This window comes from Burkholderia sp. SR8 (assembly GCF_052851275.1).
In genome coordinates, this window is sequence record NZ_JAULUC010000003.1 from 154,093 (window position 1) to 174,406 (window position 20,314).

The following is a 20,314-nucleotide window of genomic DNA, read 5'->3' on the forward strand; positions in this document are numbered from 1 at the left end:
CGCCGTGTGCGCATTCTTTTCAACTGACCGCTCCGTGCGGAGCGTCCAACCGGAAGTCACACAAAATGAAATGGTTTCGAATCCTGCTCGTATGCTGCGCGCTCGCACCGCTTGCCGGCTGCGGCTACAACGCGATCCAGTCGTCCGATGAAGACGTCAACGCGGCATGGTCCGAAGTGCTGAACCAGTATCAGCGGCGCGCGGATCTCGTGCCGAACCTTGCGGCCGCGGTGAAGGGCTATGCGTCGCACGAGGAGCGCGTGCTGACCGAGGTTGCGTCCGCGCGCGCGCGGGTGGGCAGCGTGCAGATGACGCCGGAGATGGCGAAGGATCCGGCCGCGTTGGCGGCGTTCGATCAGCGGCAAGGCGAATTGTCGGGCGCGCTGAGCAGGCTGATGGTGGTGTCCGAGCGCTATCCGGAACTGAAGGCGAACGACGCGTTCCGCGATCTGCAGACGCAGCTCGAAGGCACCGAGAACCGCATCGCGGTCGCGCGCGGCCGCTACATCAAGACGGTGCAGCAGTACAACGTGCGCATTCGCCAGTTCCCGGGCGTCGTGATCGCGCGGATCTTCGGCTACCAGCCGCGCCCGAACTTCAGCGTCGCGAACGAAGCGGCGATCTCGACCGCGCCCGTCATCGATTTCTCGGCCCAGCCGCCGAAGACGAACGCAGCGGGCCAGTAAGCTCCGGGCCCAGGCGTTCAGCGCTTGCCCCCAGCCGCCTTCGCAAACGCGCCTCGCACCTCGAACCCGATCGAGTCCGCGACGTTGCCGCGCGCGTCGACGAGTTCCAGCCGGTGCCGCCCCGGCCACGGCATCCACGCGACGCGGTCCGCATGTCCGATCACCTTGTCGTCGAGCCGCCACGCAAACCGCGCGGCGTGCCCGGACGATCGCTCGAACCAGATCCGCTGGTTCTTCGGCGGAATGTCCGGATCGATCGCGAAGATCGTGCCGTCAGTCGGCGCGCCGATCGTCAGCGGCGCGCGTGCGCCGTCCTTGCCCGGCGTGACGGGCGCCGCGAGCCGGATCGTGTCGAGCGCGGTGCCCGCGACGAACCACTCGTTGCGTGACGGTTCGACGTCGCGCTCGAACGTGATCCGGCGCGTCTCGACGCCGGCCGGCGGGCGCGGTGCGCGGCTCGGCACGTCGCGATGCAGATAGCCGACGACGGCCGACCACACCGGCGACGCGCCCGTGACGCCCGACACGTCCCACATCGGCGAACCGTCGGCATTGCCGACCCACACGCCGACCGTGTAGCGCGACGTGAAGCCGACGGTCCAGTTGTCGCGCATGTCCTTGCTCGTGCCGGTCTTCACCGCGGAAAAAAAGCGCGTCGCGAGCGGGTTGTCGAAGCCGAACGTGCGTACGCGTGCGTTGTTGTCGGCCAGGATGTCGGTGACGACGAAGCTGGCCGCTTCGCTGAACACGCGCGTGCCGGCATCCGCTCGTTTCATCGTTGCGGACGACGCCGATGCGCCGGCAGCGGGAGGTGCCGCCGGCAGGTCGACGACGTTGCGCGCGACGCCGCCGTTCGCGAGCGCGCGATACGCATTGGTCAACGACAGCAGCGTGACGTCGGCGCTGCCGAGCGCGAGGCTGAACCCGTAATAGTCGCCTTCCTGCGCAAGCGGCAGCCCGAGCGACGTCAGCGTGCGCGCGAAGCGATGCGGCGTGACGAGCACGAGCGTGCGCACGGCCGGCACGTTCAGCGAGCCGCCGAGCGCGCTGCGCGCGCTCACCCAGCCCTTGAAATCCCTGTCGTAGTTCTGCGGAATGTAGAGGCCGCCGCCGGCCGCGAGGTTGATCGGCGCGTCGTCGAGCAGCGACGCGGCCGTCAGCCGCTTCTCGTCGATCGCCTGCGCATACAGGAACGGCTTCAGCGTCGAGCCGGCCTGGCGCGGCGCGAGCACGGCGTCGACGTCGCGCGCGCTCGACAACGCACCCGACGAACCGACCCACGCGCGAATCTCGCCGCTCGCGTTGTCGATCACGACGACCGCGCCGTCCTGCACGTTGCGCCGGTGCGCGGGCGCGTCGAGCTCGGTCAGCGCGCGCGTCAGCGTGTCGCGCGCGAAGCGCTGCAGCCGCGCGTCGAGCGTCGTGCGCACCTGCGCGCCGGCCGCCGGCCGGACCTCGGCCGCGATGCGGCGCGCGAAGTGCGGGGCGAGGGCGGCGCCGTCCGCCGCGATGTCGTTACGCGCGGCGTTGGCCGGGCGCGCGATCACGAGCTGCACGTAGCCGTCGAGCGACGCGCATGCCTGCTCCGCACGCATGTCGCGCAGGATCCGGCACGCACGCTCGGCGACCTTCGCCGGCGCGGCATTGGGCGCGCGCACCAGCGCCGCAGCGACCGCGGCCTCGCGCGCGTCGAGCCCGGACGGCGCCTTGCCGAACAGCACCTGCGACAGCGCGGCGAGCCCGACCGTCTCGCCGCGGAACGGCACGAGATTCAGGTACGCCTCGAGGATCTGGTCCTTGCGCCAGCCGCGTTCGAGCAGCAGTGCGTTCATCGCCTGCGTCGCCTTCTGCGGCAGCGATCGCTGGCCCGAGCGGCGCGGCGAGTCGCTGAGCAGCCCGGCGAGCTGCATGGTCACGGTCGACGCGCCGCGCGTGCGCTCGTTCCACAGGTTGCCCCACGCGGCACCGGCGATTCCGCGCCAGTCGACGCCGCTGTGTTCGTAGAAGCGCTTGTCCTCGGACACGACGATCGCCTCGCGGAACGCGGGCGACACGTCGGCGAGCGATACCCAGTCGCCGCGCCGTTCCGTGAGGTCGACCCGCGTGCGCTGCAGCGGCGTGCCGTCGCGCGCGAGCAGCACCCAGTCGGAGCTGCGCCAGTTGCGGCGCACGTCGTCGTAGCCGGGCAGCGCATGCGCGACGAGCGGCGCGGCGAGCACGACGGCGACGAAGATGCGGCCGGCGAAACGCGCCGGCCGCGGCCATTCACGATCGATCATCACGGTCTCGTTACTTGCCCGCGTCGGCCGCCTTCACGGTCATCGGCGGGTTCGGCCACAGGCCGTACACGGACGGCGCGTACAGCGCCTCGACGCGCGTCGGCGGCAGCCCGAACGTGCCGACGTTGTTCAGCCGCACCGTGTATTCGACCGAGAATTTGCCCTTCGGCAGATAGTCGTAATACGCGCGGTAGCCGTCGAAGTCGCGTTCGATGAACGCCGGCCATGCACCGTCCGGCGTTTTCTCGCCCTGCGTCGCCGCCTCGGAGTCGCGCCCGAGCCCGGAGCCGAGGATCGTCGCGCCGGACGGGATCGGATCGTTGACGACGACCCACGTCATGTCGCTCTGCGCATCGATGTCGAGATGCACGCGCACGACGTCGCCGCGCGTCAGCACGCCGTTGACGGCGGGCGACACGGGCGTGACGGTCTTCGCGATCCGGTAGCCGGCCGCGAACGGCGCGCGCAGCGGCACGGCCGCGAGGCTTTCGACGGTCGCCCACGGCCGGCCCGTGCCGTCCTGCGTGACGGACAGCGTGGCCGGCGCTTGCGCCGCACGCGGCCACGGCATCAGCACGCTGCGCGCGGCGGCGGCGCGGGTCGCGGCAGTGGCCGACGCCGGCGTATCGGCGGGTACGGCTGCAGGGGCTTGCGACCACGAGATCGCGCGCTCGTTGCCGCCGAGCGCGACCTTCGTCGTGCCGGCGACCGGCGTGCTCTCGTAGGTGCGCGAGAACCGCTCGATCGCGAGCTGGCCGAGCGCATTCGACGTCGTCGTCTGCCATGCGCCCTGGCGTTGCAGCGCGAGCAGGCCGGTCGCGACGCGCGGCATCTCGTCCTTCCACGCCGGGTCGCCTGCGAATTCGAGCGCGAGACGCGCGGCGTTGGTCTCGTTGCTCGTCATCAGCCACCACAGGTCGTCGTCGCGTGCGGTCGAGAACACGAGCTGCGTGCCCTGATACGTAAGGCGCGCACGCAGGATCTGCTCGACCTGCGCGCGTTTCTCGTCGCGTTGCGCGATGTCCTTCACGCGCGTGAGGATCGCGTGATAGTCGATCAACGCCGACGTCGGCCACTGGTTCGGCGCGATCTCGATCGAACCGAGCATGCGGCCTTGCGCGGCGCCGTAACGCGAGAGCGCCTCGATCGCGGCGAGCTTGCGCAGGTCGCGGTCCTGGCGCGGCGCCCACGCGTTGCGCTCGATGCGGCCGTCGATGAAGCGCGCGAGCCCGGCTTCGAGCTGCGTGCGCACGTCTTCCGGCAGCGCGAAGCGCGGATCGAGGCGGCTCGCTTCATCGGATACGGCGAGCAGATACGACGACAGCGTCGGGCTGCCGTAGTGCGCATCGTCGGACGACGGCGGGAAGTAGTTCGCGAGCCCGTCGCTGTCGAGATAGACGGGCATCCGCGCGACCAGCGCCTGCCATTGCGCGGCGTCGTGCAGGCCGATCGCGCGCGACGTCTGCTGCTCGAGGCAACGGTACGGATAGCGCTCGAACCAGCGCCGCACGCCGGGCAGGCCGTCCGCGAGCTTCGACTGCAGCGACACGGCGATACCGCCGCGCGGCGCGCCTTGCGCGTTGTTGACGGCGCCGGCCGGCACCGCGACGGGCACCGTCAGCGTGCCGTCGACCTGCGCGAGCGTCGCCTGCTGCACGGTCACCGGCAGCGCGGGCACGACTTTCTGCGCGACGGCGAGCGCGTCGGACGCGCGCTTGCCGCCTTGCTCGGCCGCCTCGATGCGCCAGTTCAGCGCGCCGGCCGCGTCGAGCGCCTGCTCGGGCACGGTGATCGTCCACGCGACCTCGGCCGCCGCATTGGCCGCGAGCGACACGGTTTGCGGCGCGACGTCGAGGCCCGTCACGCGCGGCGTCACGACGACCTGCATCGCGCGGTCGGTCGTGTTGCGCAGCGTGACCTGCGCGCGGAACGCATCGCCTTCGCGCACGAGCGGCGGCAGGCCGGAGATCAGTTGCAAGTCCTGCGTGCTGCGGATCGACGTGCTGCCGGTGCCGAAGCGGTCGGCGCCGACTGCCGCGATCGCGACGATCCGGAAGCGCGTGAGCGCGTCGTTCAGCGGCACGTCGACGGTTGCGCTGCCGTTCGCGTCGAGCGTCACGCGCGGGTTCCACAGCAGCAGCGTGTCGAACAGCTCGCGCGTCGGTGCGCTGCCGCCGCCGCCGCCGGCCGGCACGGCCTTGCGGCCGAAGTGGCGGCGGCCGACGATTTCCATCTGCGCGGTGGCCGTCTCGACGCCGTACGCGCGTCGCTGCAGCATCGCGTCGAGCAGGTCCCAGCTGTTGTTCGGCATCAGTTCGAGCAGCGCCTCGTCGACGGCCGCGACCGCGATCTGCGTGCCGGCCGGTGCGGGCTGGCCGTTCGGCAGCGTCACCTTCACGTGCGCCTGCGCCTTGCTGCGCACCGTGTAGCGCGTCGCGTCGGTCGTCACGGTCACGCCGAGACGATGCACGCCGGTGCCGACCTTGATCTCGCCGAGCCCGTAGCGGAACGCCGGCTTCGACAGGTCGACGAACGCGGTCGGCGCTTCGTAGTGGCGGCCCTCGCGCCAGAACGCGCGCGCCCATTCGACCGGTGCCTTCCAGCCCCACGTGAAGAACGAGTACCACGGCACTTCGCGGATGCGGCCGCGCAGCGCGAGCACCGACACGTAGACGTTCGGCCCCCACGATTCGGCGACCTTCAGATCGACGGTCGGGTTCTTGCCGTTCAGCTGCACGACGTGCGTTTCCATCACGCCGCCGCGCTCGACCGCGACGAGCGCGGTCGCGTAGCGGAACGGCATGCGCACCTGGAAGCGGGCCGTCTCGCCCGGTTCATAGGACGTCTTCTCCGGGATCACGTCGATCCGGTCGGTGTTGTCGCCGCCGAACCACAGCTCGTCCTCGCGCGTGACCCATACCGACGTCGACGCGTTCGACGTGCGGCCGTCCCCGTCCTTCGCGACTGCGATCAGCTCCACGTTGCCGGCCTGTTCGAGCGTCGCGTCGCAGGCCATGCGGCCCTTGTCGTCGGTCTTGCCCGAGCACAGCACGCCGAGGTCGCGCGTGTCGCTCTTGTTGTCGTACGCGTAGAAGCCGCCGACCATCCGCTTGCGCGATGACGTCATGATGTGCGCGACGCCCTTGATCTCGATCGATACCGATGCATGCGGCTTGCCCTGCAGGTCGAGCGCGAGCGCCTGCACCGGCACGCGCTGGCCGACCGATACCCAGCGGCCGGCCTTGATGCCGGCGACGACCGCGGCCGGCCACAAGATCGTGTCGCCGCGAATCGTCTGCACTTCGCCGTTCGGGTCCGCGAACGTCGCCTCGAGCGCGATGCGCTTCGGCGCGTCGACGTCGGGCAGGCCCTTGAGCGTGACCGAACCCGCGCCGTTGCGGTCGAGCGTCAGCGGCAGCTTGTCGGCGATCAGCCGGGTCGCGTCGGGATCGTCGTTCGCGGCCGACGCGTTGTCGCCGTCCTGCGCATCGTCGTCGGCGTTGCCGTCGCCGCGGTCGGGACGATACGGCGTGAAGCTGAAGCCCTCGAAGCGATCCGCGAACGGCGGCGACGCCCACTTCATCAGCGCCGACACCTGCACGGGCAGGTTCGATGCGCCGCCGCCCGACACGTAGTCGATCTGCACCGCGAGCGGCGCTTCCTTGACCGCGACGAGCGGGCTCTTCTGCGCGTCGCGCGCGCTGATCGTCCCCTTGAGCACCGGCAGCCGGAACGCCTCGACGCGGAAGCTGCCGCTGTAGTAACTGGCGGTCGGCGCATCGTCCGGGCCGCCTTCGAGCGCGACGCTGTATTCGCCGAGCCTCGCCGCCGGCGGCAGCGTGAACCGCGTGTCCGCGCTATGGTCGGCCGCCCACGTGAGCGGCAGCTTGTAGGTCTGGTCCGAGCCGAGATGGCGGATCGTCACGCGTGTCGGATATTGCGCGGGGAACGCGAGGCTCTGCAGCGTCTCGGTGCGCAGGAAATGCTTCATCGACACGGTTTCGCCGGCACGCAGCAGCGTGCGGTCGAACACGGTATGCGCGCGCACGGTCGGCGCGCTGTCGGTGTCGGTCGGCACGTTGAAGCGCCACGACTCGATCCCGCGATTCCAGTTCGAACTGACGAACGCCATGTCGGGACCCGTCTTCGGATCGTCGACGCGCGCGGACACGAAGTAGTCGTCGAAGCGTTCCGACTGGTTGCATTCGTGCTTCGGCTCGAACGGCCCGTCGATGCTCAGCAGCCCCTGCGCATCGGTCTTGCCGGACGCGATTTCGTCGCCGTTGCAATCCGACACGCGGATCTGCGCGTTCGGCACCGGCTTGCCCTTGTCGAGCGTCGTGACCCATACGAGGTTGTTCTCGCGGCCCTGTTTCAGGTGCACGCCGAGGTTCGTGACGAGCACGGTGGTGCGCACGTACATGCTCGACGGCTTCGCGAGCAGCGAGCGGCCGAGCGCGGGCGACGCGAGTTCGAGCACGTAGAAGCCGGGCTTGTCGATCGGCACGCCGACGACCTCGAACGGACGCAGCGCCTTCGGATCGGCCTTCGGCAGCGTCAGCGCCTGCACGCCCGGTTCGCCGGTCAGCAGCGACAGCGAGCGCACGTCGATGCGGCGATCCTGCGGCGCGGGCATTTTCTCGCCGGCCTGGAGCGGCACGTAGACGGGGCGCTGGCCCTTGCGTTGCAGCAGCCCCGGAATGCGCTCGTCGATCGTGCCGGCCGTCATCGACCAGTTGTCGAAGCGGTCGACGGTTCGCATCCATTGACGGATCGCGGTGTCGTTCTCGACCTTCAGGTTCGCGAATTGCGCACCGCCCGCATTGAGGCCTGCGATATGAAGATCGGCTTCGACGTTGCGCAGCGTGACGGGCACGAGCGCCGGCGTATCGGGTTGCGCGAAGCGTTCGACGATCCCGAACGTGCCCGACGAAAATTTTGCAAGCGGCGGCATCGGCGCGGTGCGCGTCGCGAGCGGGAACAGGTCGGCGTTCGCGAGCGAGCGGTCGGTCACGTCGCGCAGGCCGGACGGCAGCTCGATCGTCAGGTTCGTCTGCGCGGGCAGCGGCGGCTTGAACGTGACGGTCGTCACTTCGTCGCTGTGGTCGTCGGCCGCGAAGCTCGGCGAAAGCGAACCGTCAGGGCCGCGCAGCTTGATCGCTTCGGCGTTCTTGCGCGAGATCGGCGCGTTGAACGACAGCGTCAGCGGGCGCAGCGGCGTGCAGGGTGCCTTCGCGTTCTCGCGCTCGCACGAGAAGCTCGCGGCGAACGGCGCGCGCACGGTGAAGTCGAAGCGCCGTTCGGTATCGTTCGCGATGCCGCTCGGGCTCGCGACGCCCTTGCCGTACACGAGCTGCATCTTCGTGCTCGCCGGCAGCGCCTGCGCGCACGACAGCGTCAGCACGCGCGCGGCGTCCTTCTTCAGCCCGAAGTGGTCGAGCAGTGCGTGGCGCGTCGCATCGTCGGCGGCGGTGACGGGGATGCGGTTGCCGATCCCGGCCGCCTCGCACCAGATGTTCGCGAGCGCCGAACGCGGCTCGGCCGGGCCGTTCAGCTTCAACACGAATACCTGGCGTTCCTCGATCTCGCGCGAGCCGGGACGCACCGTTACCGGGAACGGGCCGCCGGTCTGAAACGTGAAGCGGCGCGGGCCGCCGACCGCATTGCCGGCCACCGAGCGCAGCGTGTCGTTGAGCGCGACCGAGCAACGCACGCCCGGCGGCAGGTCGTTCTCGAAGTCGTACACCCACGTCTTGTCGTCGAGCCAGCGACCCTGGCCGCGTGCGGCAGCGGAATCGTTGCAGGTCATGCGTGCGGGATTCGGCGCGGACGCCGACCCGAACGCGACCATCGGCTCGTCGAACTTGACGACGCTCTGCCGCACTTCGGTGACGGTGCCTTGCGGCGACACGCTGACGGTGCGCGCCGCGCCCGCGTGCAGCGACAGTGCGGCGGCGGTGCCGAGCGCGGCGATCGTGCCGATGCGCCAGAGCAGCCGCGTGGTGTGGTCGTTTCGATTCGGGTTGTTGTGTTTGTCGTGCGGCTTCATCGCTCGATGCCCTCGGGGGAAGCTTTCTGTTTGATTGCAGCACGCGATTCTAACCGACGGACTTTCTGGCGGATGACGGAAGGCAATGTGTCACCGGCTTGCGACACATACCTTCCCGATGCAGAATTGTCGCGTCGACGACACAAAGATGCAGCGAAATGTCGATTGTCTCGGATTGCGGAACATTTAATGGACTATAAAGGCATTGTCCGATTCAGTTTGTGCGCGTACATTTCAGGGCCGCGCGAAGTTTGAGAAATATCAAGCGTGGTTTTCCCGAATCCGGTGTTCGAGAGAAGGAAACATGCACAACGACAACACCCCCCACTCGCGTCGCGACAGCGACGCAGCCGCAACCGGCATCACGCGGCGTCAATGGCTGCAGGGCGCACTGGCGCTGACGGCGGCGGGCCTCACCGGCTCGCTGGCGTTGCGGGCCCTGGCCGACAACCCCGGCACCGCGCCGCTCGATGCGTTCATGACGCTCTCCGAAGCACTGACAGGCAAGAAAGGGCTGAGCCGCGTGCTCGGCGAACGCTACCTGCAGGCATTGCAGAAGGGCTCGTTCAAGACCGCCGACGCGCTGTCGCAACTCGCCGGCGCGCTTGCGTCCGGCTCGTTGACCCCCGATCAGGAAGCCGCCGCGCTGTCGACGCTCGGCGCCTGGTATCTCGGCATCGTCGACAACGTCGTGATTGCATACGAAGAAGCATTAATGTTCAGCGTCGTGTCCGATACGCTCGTGATTCCTTCGTATTGCCCCAACAAACCCGGCTTCTGGGCCGAAAAACCGATCGAGAGGCAAGCCTGATGGCCGATACCGATACGCAAAAAGCCGACGTCGTGGTCGTCGGGTCCGGTGTCGCAGGCGCGATCGTCGCGCACCAACTGGCGATGGCCGGCAAGTCGGTGATCCTGCTCGAGGCAGGCCCGCGCATGCCGCGCGGCGACATCGTCGAGCGCTTTCGCAACCAGCCCGACAAGACGGACTTCATGGCGCCGTACCCGTCGAGCCCGTGGGCGCCGCATCCGGAATACGGCCCGCCGAACGACTACCTGATCCTGAAGGGCGAGCACAAGTTCAACTCGCAGTACATCCGCGCGGTGGGCGGCACGACGTGGCACTGGGCCGCGTCCGCGTGGCGCTTCATCCCGAACGACTTCAAGATGAAGACCGTGTACGGCGTCGGCCGCGACTGGCCGATCCAGTACGACGACCTCGAGTATTACTACCAGCGCGCCGAGGAAGAGCTCGGCGTGTGGGGCCCCGGTCCCGAGGAAGACCTGTACTCGCCGCGCAAGCAGCCGTACCCGATGCCGCCGCTGCCGTTGTCGTTCAACGAGCAGACGATCAAGAGCGCGCTGAACGGCTATGACCCGAAGTTCCACGTGGTGACCGAGCCGGTCGCGCGCAACAGCCGTCCGTACGACGGCCGGCCGACCTGTTGCGGGAACAACAATTGCATGCCGATCTGCCCGATCGGCGCGATGTACAACGGTATCGTGCACGTGCAGAAGGCCGAGCAGGCCGGCGCGAAGCTGATCGACAGCGCGGTCGTCTACAAGCTCGAGACGGGCCCGGACAAGCGCATCGTCGCCGCGATCTACAAGGACAAGACGGGCGCCGACCATCGTGTCGAAGGCAAGTACTTCGTGGTGGCCGCGAACGGCATCGAGACGCCGAAGATCCTGCTGATGTCGGCGAACCGCGATTTCCCGAACGGCGTCGCGAACAGCTCCGACATGGTCGGGCGCAACCTGATGGACCATCCGGGCACGGGCGTGTCGTTCTACGCGAGCGAGAAGCTGTGGCCGGGCCGCGGCCCGCAGGAGATGACGTCGCTGATCGGCTTCCGCGACGGCCCGTTCCGTGCGACCGAAGCCGCGAAGAAGATCCACCTGTCGAACATGTCGCGCATCAACCAGGAGACGCAGAAGATCTTCAAGGCCGGCAAGCTGATGAAGCCGGACGAGCTCGACGCGCAGATCCGCGACCGCTCCGCGCGCTACGTGCAGTTCGACTGCTTCCACGAGATCCTGCCGCAACCCGAGAACCGCATCGTGCCGAGCAAGACGGCCACCGACGCGATCGGCATTCCGCGCCCGGAAATCACGTATGCGATCGACGACTACGTGAAGCGCGGCGCCGTGCATACGCGCGAGGTCTACGCGACCGCCGCGAAGGTGCTCGGCGGTACGGACGTCGTGTTCAACGACGAGTTCGCGCCGAACAACCACATCACGGGGTCGACGATCATGGGCGCCGATGCACGCGACTCCGTCGTCGACAAGGACTGCCGCACGTTCGACCATCCGAACCTGTTCATCTCGAGCAGCTCGACGATGCCGACCGTCGGTACGGTAAACGTGACGCTGACGATCGCGGCGCTGGCGCTGCGGATGTCGGACACGCTGAAGAAGGAAGTCTGACCGTGCGGAAATCTACCCTGACCTTCCTGCTCGCCGGCTGCTTTGCGCTGCCGGGCCTCGTGCGCGCGGCCGATTCTGCCGATCCCGCGCAGATCAAGCGCGGCGAATATCTCGCGGTCGCGGGCGACTGCATGGCGTGCCATACCGTGAAGGGCGGCAAGCCGTTCGCGGGCGGCCTCCCGATGCCGGTGCCGAAACTCGGCAAGATCTATACGAGCAACATCACGCCGGACCCGGACACCGGCATCGGCAAGTGGACGTACGAGGACTTCGAGCGCGCATTGCGTCACGGCGTGTCGAAGAACGGCGACAACCTGTATCCGGCGATGCCGTACGTGTCGTACGCGAAGATCAACGACGACGACGTGCAGGCGTTGTACGCGTACTTCATGCACGGTGTCGAACCGGTGAAGCAGGCGCCGCCGAAGAACGAGATCCCCGCGCTGCTGAGCATGCGCTGGCCGCTGAAGATCTGGAACTGGCTGTTCCTGAAGGACGGCGCGTACCAGCCGAAGCCGGCGCAGAGCGCCGAGTGGAATCGCGGCGCGTACCTGGTGCAGGGCCTCGCGCACTGCAGCACCTGCCATACGCCGCGCGGCATCGCGATGCAGGAGAAGTCGCTCGACGAAACGGGCGGCAGCTTCCTGTCGGGCTCGGTGCTGGCAGGCTGGGACGGCTACAACATCACGTCCGACCCGAACGCGGGGATCGGCGGGTGGACGCAGCAGCAGCTGGTCCAGTACCTGCGCACCGGCAGCGTGCCGGGCGTCGCGCAGGCGGCCGGCCCGATGGCCGAGGCGGTCGAGCACAGCTTCTCGAAGATGACCGACGCCGATATCGGCGCGATCGCGACGTACATCCGCACGGTGCCTGCCGTCGCCAACGGCGATGCGAAGCAGTCGCGTTCGTCGTGGGGCAAGCCCGCGGAAGACGGCCTGAAGCTGCGCGGCGTGCCGCTCGCGTCGTCGGGCATCGACCCGGCGCGGCTGTACCTCGGCAACTGCGCAACGTGCCACCAGATGCAGGGCAAGGGCACGCCGGATGGCTACTACCCGTCGCTGTTCCACAACTCGACGGTGGGCGCGTCGAATCCGTCCAACCTCGTGCAGGTGATCCTGAACGGCGTGGAGCGCAAGGCCGGCAGCGAGGACGTCGGGATGCCCGCGTTCCGCAACGAGCTGACGGATGCGCAGATCGCCGCGCTGGCGAACTACGTGACGGGGCAGTTCGGCAACCCGGCCGCGAAGGTGACCGAGCAGGACGTCGCGAAGGCGCGTTGACGCCGGGCACGACCGGGCACAGGCAGCGCAACACTGACAAGGAGAGGAGGCACAGCACATCGGTTGGCCCCGATGCCGGTTGTTGCAAGGCGGGGTGGGCGGCTTTGGCGGCCGCCCGTCCTGGTTCGTTGGCAATCCGGTGCGTGCGGTTGCGCGCATCGTTTTCGTTGATCACACCATGACACCGAATCAACCGTTTCTCGCGTCCCAGCGCGATGTGCTGCTGCTGTTGTCCCGAATCCTGCTCGTGATCCTGTTCGTGATGTTCGGCTGGAAGAAGATCGTCGACTTCTCCGGTACGATCGCGTTCATGGGAAGCGAGGGCGCGCCGGCGCCGATCATTTCGGCGGCGATCGCCGTCGTGATGGAGCTGATCGTCGGCATCGCGCTGCTCGTTGGCTTCCAGACGCGGCCGCTCGCGCTGCTGCTTGCGTTGTACACGATCGGCACCGCGTTCATCGGCCACCACTACTGGACGATGACGGGCGGCGAGCAGATGGACAACATGATTCATTTCTACAAGAACATCGCGATCTCGGGCGGCTTGCTCGCGCTGTGCGCGGCGGGCCCCGGGCGTTTTTCGGTCGATCGCGGGTGAACGGACCGCCGGTCCGTGCATAGGGCGCGGGTCGGACGGTCGAGACTTCGAGGGGGCATCATTTTGCGACTCAAACACTTCGCATGGCTGATCGCGGCCACCGCACCGGCGGCCGCGTTCGCACAGACCAGCGTGACGCTGTACGGCCGTATCGACGGCGGCGTCGAATACCTGAACCACATCGCGACACCGAACGGCAGCTCGACGCGCTGGAGCGCGGAAGGCGGCGACTGGGGCACCAGCATGTTCGGGCTGAAGGGTTTCGAGGATCTCGGCGGCGGGATGTCGACGGTCTTCAACCTGGAAACCGCGTTCCAGGTGATGAACGGCACGACGGGCGGCGGACGCATGTGGTCGCGCCGCGCGTATGTCGGGCTGAAGAGCGACACGTGGGGCCAGCTGCAGGCCGGCCGCAACCTGTTCATCGACAGCGACGGCGTGTGGGAATTCGATCCGTTCGTCCAGCAGGCGTTTTCGTCGGCGTCGCTCGTGCGCGGCCGCAACTGGCAGCAGAGCAGCAACAACATCGAATATCACAGCCCGGTGATCGGCGGCTTCGACGTGCAGGCGCAGTATGCGTTCGGCAATCAGTCGCGCGGGTTCAACTACGGCGCGGCCGACGATTTCGGCCGCTCGGACGGGATCATGATCTCGTACCACTCGCCGGTGCTCGACGTGCGCGGCATCTACGACGAGCTGCGCGACAACAACGGCAAGTTCAGCAACATCTTCACAGCATCGCGCGAGTACTTCGTCGGCGCGAACGTGAAGGTGTCGAAGTTCAAGATCCAGGGCGCGTACACGCACTACCAGGCGCCGGACAGCCCGGCCGGCGTCGCCGATCGTGCGGATCACTACTGGCTCGGCGCGACTTACACGGCCACGCCGCAGTGGGCCGTGACGGGCGGCGGGTATTACGTGAAGGTCGGCGACGGCGGCGGTGATGCGTCGCACGATCCGTCCGGCCACGCGATCATGTACGTGCTCGGCACGACGTACAACCTGTCGAAGCGGACGTTCCTGTACGGGACGGTCGCGTATGTGCGCAACGGCGGGAATTCGAACTTCTCGCTGTTCGCGTCGCCGCGCGACGCGACGTCGGGCACGAGCCCGATGACGGGCGAGTCGCAGACGGGCGCGTATGTGGGGATGATGCATACGTTCTGAGGGCGAAGCGTAGTGCAGGCAAGGCACGGGTGAGGGCAGCCCGTGCCTTGTTGCGTTGACGGTCGGCATGCGTGTCGAGCACCGTATGCGTTGCCGGTCAGAACACGCACGCCTCGGTCGTCGTCAGCGTCGCAAACGGCCCGCCAAGCGTCGCATTGTGATGCGCGATGATCCGCTCGGCCGGTAGCGCGGGCGTGTCCGTGCAGGTGTGCGCGTCGGCAACGAGCACCGCTCGAAAACCAAGATCGGCGGCCGCACGGCACGCGGTGTCGATGCAGTATTGCGTCTTCATCCCGGTAATGACGACCTCGCCGATCCCTGCCGCGTCCAGCCATTCGGCGAGCCGCGTGCCCGCGAAGCAACTCGGCCGCGTCTTGTCGAACACGATGTCGCGCGTCGCATCGATCGCAAGCTCCGGCAGCAACGCGGCGAGCGGTGCATCGGGCGCGATCGGCGAGCCGGCCGGGCCGGTGTGACGCACGGCGAACACGGGGGCACCGCCTTCATGCGCGCGATCGATCAGCCGGTTGATATTCGCCAGTACGCGTTCACCATCATGCGGACGATCGGAGCCATGGAACAGCCCGACCTGCATGTCGATGACGAGCAGTGCACGTTTCGGGGAAGGGGTTTCGGACATTGCGTTTCTCCTGAGTGGCCGATGCAGACGGAGAAACGGCGAGACCCCGTCCGGAACCGGCGGGGCCTGTGGGAATCGGTGACGCTACGATCTTGCGCGCACTCGCCGCACGGGCCCGCCGAAGGCGGTCGTGCGCGTGGTCGTCGAAAGGAAGGTCGTGGCGTGGTGCATGGAACGATCATGCCCGATGCGCGTGCGTGACGTCAATGACGACCGTCGCGCACTCACGCATCACGCGCCGTTCAATCGAGCGCCTTCCCGGCCTTCTCGTCCATGCAGCGAATCGCGAGCAGCGTCAGCACGCCACACCCGATCGCATACCACGCAGGCGCATTCGGATTCCCGGTGGCCGCGATCAGCCACGTGACGAAGAACTGCGCGAAGCCGCCGAAGATCGCGACGCCGACGCTGTACACCAGCGCACCGCCGGTCGCTCGCACCGCACGCGGGAACAGCTCGCCGAGCATCGCACCGGTTGCACCGATGTTGATCGCGTGCACGATCGACAGCGCGGCGATGATCGACAGCAGCGACGTGGCGCCCGGCCAGCGGTTCAGCGCGATGAACGCCGGATAGATCGCGGCCATCAGCGCGATGCGCGTCCACCAGACGATCCGGTTGCGGCCGAACACGTCGGACAGATGGCCGCCGATCGGCGTCACCAGCATCAGGATCGCGCCGGCGACGCAGCCGGCCGTCATCGACAGCCAGGTCGGCAGATGCAGCACCTGCACGCCGTAGATCGCCATGTAGAACACGATGATGTAGTGGATCGACGTGCCGCCGATCGTCACGCCGAGGCCCGCGAACACGGCCTTGCCGTGATGACGCAGCACGTCGGCGAGCGGCAGCGATGCGACCGGTTCCACGGACGCGTGTGCGGCAGCGGGCGTGGCGGCCGGCACTTCCTCGACGGTACGGCGCAGCCAGTAGCCGAGCGGCACGAACAGCGTGCCGATGATGAACGGCACGCGCCAGCCCCAGCTTTCGAGCTGTGCGGCATCGAGCGTCGACGTCAGCGCGACGCCGGTCAACGCGCCCGCGAGCGCGGCGAGCCCCTGGCTCGAGAACTGGAACGACGCGTAGAAACCGCGGCGGTGCTGCGGCGCCTGTTCGAGCAGCAGCGTCGTCGACGCGCCGACTTCGCCGCCCGACGCGAACCCCTGCAGCAGCCGCGCGAGCACGAGCAGCAGCGGCGCGGCGATGCCGATCTGTGCGAAGGTCGGCGCGACCGCGATCGTCGCGGTGCCGAGCGCCATCAGCAGCAGCGTCAGGATCATCGCCTTCTTGCGGCCGGCACGATCGGCGTACATGCCGATCACGAGGCCGCCGAGCGGGCGCGTGACGAAGCCGACGCCGAAGCTCGCGACCGCGAGCATCAGCTGACCGAACGACGAATGCACCGGAAAGAACAGCTTGCCGATCAGGATCGCGAAGAAGCTGTAGACCGTGAAGTCGTAGAACTCGAGCGCGTTGCCGACGGCGGCCGCCGCGATCAGGCGGCGTTTCTTCGCCGCGGCGCGGGCATCGGCCGGCGAGCCGGCGAACGAAAGGGCGGACGTTTCCATGGGGTTCCCCTGCCAAGGCACGGAACTGCGTGATGAAGGGCCGTCAGGCCGCGAGCCAGGCTTCGGCAACGCGGACCCAGTAGCTCGCGCCGATCGCGAGGATGTCGTCGTTGAAGTCGTAGCCGGGGTTGTGCACCATGCAGCCGCCCTTGCTGCCGATTCCGTTGCCGATGAACGCATAGCAGCCGGGGCGCGCTTCGAGCATGAACGCGAAATCCTCGCTGCCCATCAGCGGCGCGGCGTCGGTTTCGACACGCTCGTCGCCGAGCATCTGGCGCGCGATGTCGGCCGCGAACGCGGTCGGCTCGGGATGGTTCACGAGCACCGGGTAGCCATAGTCGTAATCGACTTCCGCCGCGACGCCGAAGCTTTCCGCCTGGCCCTTCGCGAGCGCTGCGATGCGGCGTGCGAGCAGCGCGCGCACCGACAGCTTCATCACGACGGTTTCGGGAATGATGTTGAAGGTCTCGCCGGCCTGCACGCTGCCGACCGTGATCACCGCCGCGTGCTGCGCGTCCACCTCGCGCGCGACGATCGTCTGCAGCGCGACCATGATGCTGCCCGCGGCCGACATCGGGTCGCGCGCGAAGTGCGGCATCGCGCCGTGGCCGCCGACGCCGCGCAGCGTGATCGTCACGCGGTCGGCCGATGCCATCGCGGCGCCGGTGCGGAACGCCATGTCGCCGGCGGCGCGGCCCGGCATGTTGTGGATCGCGAAGATCGCGTCGCACGGAAAGCGGTCGAACAGGCCGTCGTCCATCATCGACTTCGCGCCGCCGAAATTCTCCTCGGCCGGCTGGAAGATCAGGTTCAGCGTGCCGGAGAACCGGCGCGTGGCTGCGAGATGGCGCGCCGCGCACAGCAGCATCGCCGTGTGACCGTCGTGGCCGCATGCGTGCATCTTGTTCGCGTGGCGGCTCGCATACGGCAGGCCGGTGGCTTCGGCGAGCGGCAGCGCGTCCATGTCGGCGCGCAACCCGACGGTGCGCGTGCCTTGCCCTTCGCGCAGCACGCCGACGACACCGGTCTTGCCGATCCCGCGATGTACGTCATAACCCCAGCCGGTGAGCAGCTCGGCGACGAGATCGCTCGTCAGCGTTTCCTCGAACGCGAGCTCGGGATGCGCGTGGATGCGGCGGCGTACTTCGATCAGGTCGGGGGCGATCGCGGCGATGCCGGGGATCACGGGGTTCACGGCTTGCAGCATGGTGTCTCCTGTGGGGCAGGTGGGGCCGATGGGCGTTTGACGCGCATATGACGGCCAAGCATATAAATTTCTGTCGGGTACCAGAAGCTGCTAAATTGCTTTGGTGCTCACCACCGGTTGCCGCTCGGGAATACCCTGAGCCGCTGCGCGGGGGCGGGTGTCGGGTTTCCACGAATCACGCATGCCGTCATGAAATACCATCAGCTGAAAGCGTTCGTCACCGTCGCGGAAGAAGGGAGCATCCGCGCGGCTGCGCGGCGTCTGAACGTGTCGCCGGCGGCGCTGACGAAAGCGGTCAAGGAACTGGAGATCGCGCTCGGCGTGTCGCTCGTCGTGCGCACCGCACGCGGCGTGCAGCTCACCGCGTTCGGCCAGCAATTGCAGGTGCGGGCGCGGCTGATCGTCGCCGAGATGCAGCGCGCGCGTGACGACATCGAACAGGCGCAGGGCGCGATGACGGGCTCGGTCGCCGCCGCGATCACGCCGGCCGCCGCGGTGACGATCCTGCCCGATGCGTTCCGCGCGTTCCGGCGGCGCTTTCCGGTTGCACGCGTCAATCTGATCGAAGGGTTTCCGCGTGTCGCGCTGCCGCGGCTGCACGACGGCTCGCTCGATTTCGCGGTGGCCGTCGTCGTGCCCGAGCTGCTGGCCGCCGAGTTCGATCACGCGGAACTGTATGCGAGCCGGTCGCTGATCGTCGCGCGCAACGAGCACCCGCTCGCGTCGGCCACGTCGCTGGCCGATCTCGTCGAGGCCGACTGGCTGATGAATCCGTCGCCGGAAAGCTCGACCCAGGTGCTGTTCAATTCGTTCGTCGCGTATGGGCTGCCGGTGCCGCAGCGGGTCGTCGAATGCCCGAGCTTCGGGCTCGCCCACAGCCTGATGACCGGCTGCGACCTGATCGCGTCGATGCCCGAGCAACTGCTGCAGGGCGAGTGGGCGCGTGACAAGCTCGCGGTGCTGCCGATCCGCGAGCGGCTGCCGGCCGTATCCGTGCAGGTCATCACGCGCCGCGACAGTCCGCTCACGCCCGCCGCGGCGATGTTGCTCGACTGCCTGCGCGATTCGGCGCGGCGCAAGGGGCTAGGATGAGCCGGTGCACGCGGGTACACGCGCCGAATCGAATAGTCGTCCTGACAATGCTGTGCGTGCCTTCGTCAAGTCACGTCGATGGCACGCAGTTACGGCGCGCCCGCCGCGAGCCGGTATCATAGCGGCCGGCCTGCCGCCCCCGGCCGGCTTCCGACAACACGCCATCCGGCATCCAGCAATCAGAGGCATCACATGACCAGTGCAACCCAATTCGACAACGTATCGGTCGTCAAGCGCGCGAACGTCTATTTCGACGGCAAGTGCGTGTCGCATACCGTGCTCTTCCCGGACGGCACGCGCAAGACGCTCGGCGTGATCCTGCCGTGCGCGCTCAACTTCGGCACGGACGCCCCCGAATTGATGGAAGTGCAGGCCGGCAAGTGCCGCGTGAAGCTCGACGGCAGCAGCGAATGGCAGACCTACGGCGCCGGCGACTCGTTCTCCGTGCCGGGCAAGAGCCGCTTCGACATCGAAGTGCTCGAGACGCTCGACTACGTCTGCAGCTACCTGTAAGTACGCACATCGGCGCTGATCGCGGCCGCCGCGCCCGCGGCGATTGCCGCGCCGAAAACGACAAGCCCCGCCGAAGCGGGGCTTGTCGCATGCGGACGGCGCGAGGCCGTCCGGCGCGCGCGTTACAGGCAGGCGTTGATGTCGCCGGCCGAAGCGGCATCGCCGCGCACGCCGACCCACGTCTTCGCGCCCGGCTTCCACGACGGGCGGACCATCGCGGCCGCGCCGTTCGGCGGTTGCTGCCCCGGTGCGTACACGTCGGTCGCGAGGCCGTTGGCGAGCACGTTCTGCGAGATCACCTGCTGCTGCGACTTGTCGGCCCAGGTCTTGGCGATGCAGGCCGACACGTCCTGAGCGGATTTCTGGCTTTGCCCCACGTTCTGCACGGCCGGATCGGCCGCGTGAGCAGAAATTGCCACGGTCAATGCGATGAGCGGTAAGTATTTCACGTTCACGTTTTATCTCCCTCGAGTCGTGATTGATTGAGTGGGATGCGCAGCAAAACTGGAACTGCGTCTCTGTGTGATTGCATCCGACAAATGCGGTTCCGGCGATTCCGAAACAAGTTGTTAACGCGCTTGCCAAACGACGATCGGGATGCTGTTCGTTCTGCTGCGATGCGGCATGCCGCGCTCGCCCGCGTCGAGGCGGGGGGGGCGCGACTACGACGTCATGCGTCGTACGGTCGGCGCGCTGCCCGTGGGTGTGGTGGAGTGACGGCCGCGGCGTGCTGCATGTGTCTGCAGGTCGCGCCGCGACGCTTCTTTATTGGATGACGAGATGGAATGGCTGAATGGTGGCCCCG

Annotated in this window: 14 protein-coding genes; 8 read left to right on the plus strand and 6 right to left on the minus strand. The window is 68.0% G+C overall.

The window, feature by feature from the left end; translation table 11 throughout:
- Positions 1–65 precede the first annotated feature (65 nt).
- Positions 66–686: a LemA family protein gene (locus tag Q3A80_RS04915; RefSeq protein ID WP_446327946.1), complete on the plus strand. Its 621-nt coding sequence runs from the start codon at positions 66–68 to the stop codon at positions 684–686.
- A 17-nt stretch (positions 687–703) separates the two neighbouring features.
- Here the strand turns inward: Q3A80_RS04915 and pbpC are convergent, their stop codons facing one another.
- Positions 704–2,965 (minus strand): penicillin-binding protein 1C, encoded by a 2,262-nt coding sequence (pbpC, locus tag Q3A80_RS04920; protein WP_446327947.1) that lies wholly within the window; start codon positions 2,963–2,965, stop codon positions 704–706.
- 10 nt (positions 2,966–2,975) lie between these two features.
- The gene (locus tag Q3A80_RS04925) at positions 2,976–9,014 is read right to left on the minus strand and encodes an alpha-2-macroglobulin family protein (RefSeq protein ID WP_446327948.1); all 6,039 of its coding nucleotides are present in this window, start codon (positions 9,012–9,014) and stop codon (positions 2,976–2,978) included.
- A gap of 304 nt (positions 9,015–9,318) precedes the next feature.
- Here Q3A80_RS04925 and Q3A80_RS04930 point away from each other — a divergent pair, with 304 nt between their 5' ends.
- From Q3A80_RS04930 to Q3A80_RS04950, 5 genes are all read left to right on the plus strand, one after another.
- The gene (locus Q3A80_RS04930) at positions 9,319–9,825 is read left to right on the plus strand and encodes a sugar dehydrogenase complex small subunit (protein WP_446327949.1); all 507 of its coding nucleotides are present in this window, start codon (positions 9,319–9,321) and stop codon (positions 9,823–9,825) included.
- The gene (locus tag Q3A80_RS04935; RefSeq protein WP_446327950.1) at positions 9,825–11,444 is read left to right on the plus strand and encodes a GMC family oxidoreductase; all 1,620 of its coding nucleotides are present in this window, start codon (positions 9,825–9,827) and stop codon (positions 11,442–11,444) included. Before Q3A80_RS04930 ends, Q3A80_RS04935 begins: the two co-directional genes overlap by 1 nt.
- Positions 11,445–11,446: 2 nt before the next feature.
- Complete coding sequence (locus Q3A80_RS04940; protein ID WP_446327951.1) at positions 11,447–12,724, plus strand: c-type cytochrome; 1,278 nt, start codon at positions 11,447–11,449, stop codon at positions 12,722–12,724.
- A 178-nt stretch (positions 12,725–12,902) separates the two neighbouring features.
- Positions 12,903–13,322: a DoxX family protein gene (locus Q3A80_RS04945; protein ID WP_446327952.1), complete on the plus strand. Its 420-nt coding sequence runs from the start codon at positions 12,903–12,905 to the stop codon at positions 13,320–13,322.
- A 63-nt stretch (positions 13,323–13,385) separates the two neighbouring features.
- Positions 13,386–14,489: a porin gene (locus tag Q3A80_RS04950; RefSeq protein WP_446327953.1), complete on the plus strand. Its 1,104-nt coding sequence runs from the start codon at positions 13,386–13,388 to the stop codon at positions 14,487–14,489.
- A gap of 97 nt (positions 14,490–14,586) precedes the next feature.
- On the opposite strand, the gene Q3A80_RS04955 is transcribed toward Q3A80_RS04950, so the two are convergent.
- The 3 genes from Q3A80_RS04955 to Q3A80_RS04965 form a co-directional block, all read right to left on the minus strand.
- A complete protein-coding gene (locus tag Q3A80_RS04955) occupies positions 14,587–15,129 on the minus strand; it encodes a cysteine hydrolase family protein (RefSeq protein ID WP_446327954.1) in 543 nt (180 codons plus the stop codon).
- A gap of 242 nt (positions 15,130–15,371) precedes the next feature.
- The gene (locus Q3A80_RS04960) at positions 15,372–16,697 is read right to left on the minus strand and encodes an MFS transporter (protein WP_446327955.1); all 1,326 of its coding nucleotides are present in this window, start codon (positions 16,695–16,697) and stop codon (positions 15,372–15,374) included.
- A 43-nt stretch (positions 16,698–16,740) separates the two neighbouring features.
- Complete coding sequence (locus Q3A80_RS04965; protein WP_446327956.1) at positions 16,741–17,904, minus strand: M20 aminoacylase family protein; 1,164 nt, start codon at positions 17,902–17,904, stop codon at positions 16,741–16,743.
- A gap of 189 nt (positions 17,905–18,093) precedes the next feature.
- Between Q3A80_RS04965 and Q3A80_RS04970 the strand changes: the two genes are divergently transcribed.
- Both Q3A80_RS04970 and ppnP read left to right on the plus strand, forming a co-directional pair.
- The gene (locus Q3A80_RS04970; RefSeq protein WP_446327957.1) at positions 18,094–18,996 is read left to right on the plus strand and encodes a LysR substrate-binding domain-containing protein; all 903 of its coding nucleotides are present in this window, start codon (positions 18,094–18,096) and stop codon (positions 18,994–18,996) included.
- Between the two features lie 192 nt (positions 18,997–19,188).
- The gene (gene ppnP / locus Q3A80_RS04975; protein ID WP_446327958.1) at positions 19,189–19,509 is read left to right on the plus strand and encodes a pyrimidine/purine nucleoside phosphorylase; all 321 of its coding nucleotides are present in this window, start codon (positions 19,189–19,191) and stop codon (positions 19,507–19,509) included.
- 122 nt (positions 19,510–19,631) lie between these two features.
- Here the strand turns inward: ppnP and Q3A80_RS04980 are convergent, their stop codons facing one another.
- Positions 19,632–19,964: a hypothetical protein gene (locus Q3A80_RS04980; protein ID WP_174904677.1), complete on the minus strand. Its 333-nt coding sequence runs from the start codon at positions 19,962–19,964 to the stop codon at positions 19,632–19,634.
- Between the last annotated feature and the right edge of the window lie 350 nt (positions 19,965–20,314).

Coding starts and splice junctions, on each gene's coding strand:
- Q3A80_RS04960 (WP_446327955.1), bottom strand. CDS start 16,697: ATGGAAACGTCCGCCCTTTCGTTCGCCGGCTCGCCGGCCGATGCCCGC.
- Q3A80_RS04970 (WP_446327957.1), top strand. CDS start 18,094: ATGAAATACCATCAGCTGAAAGCGTTCGTCACCGTCGCGGAAGAAGGG.
- pbpC (WP_446327947.1), bottom strand. CDS start 2,965: ATGATCGATCGTGAATGGCCGCGGCCGGCGCGTTTCGCCGGCCGCATC.
- Q3A80_RS04915 (WP_446327946.1), top strand. CDS start 66: ATGAAATGGTTTCGAATCCTGCTCGTATGCTGCGCGCTCGCACCGCTT.
- Q3A80_RS04930 (WP_446327949.1), top strand. CDS start 9,319: ATGCACAACGACAACACCCCCCACTCGCGTCGCGACAGCGACGCAGCC.
- Q3A80_RS04955 (WP_446327954.1), bottom strand. CDS start 15,129: ATGTCCGAAACCCCTTCCCCGAAACGTGCACTGCTCGTCATCGACATG.
- Q3A80_RS04925 (WP_446327948.1), bottom strand. CDS start 9,014: ATGAAGCCGCACGACAAACACAACAACCCGAATCGAAACGACCACACC.
- Q3A80_RS04935 (WP_446327950.1), top strand. CDS start 9,825: ATGGCCGATACCGATACGCAAAAAGCCGACGTCGTGGTCGTCGGGTCC.
- ppnP (WP_446327958.1), top strand. CDS start 19,189: ATGACCAGTGCAACCCAATTCGACAACGTATCGGTCGTCAAGCGCGCG.
- Q3A80_RS04945 (WP_446327952.1), top strand. CDS start 12,903: ATGACACCGAATCAACCGTTTCTCGCGTCCCAGCGCGATGTGCTGCTG.
- Q3A80_RS04965 (WP_446327956.1), bottom strand. CDS start 17,904: ATGCTGCAAGCCGTGAACCCCGTGATCCCCGGCATCGCCGCGATCGCC.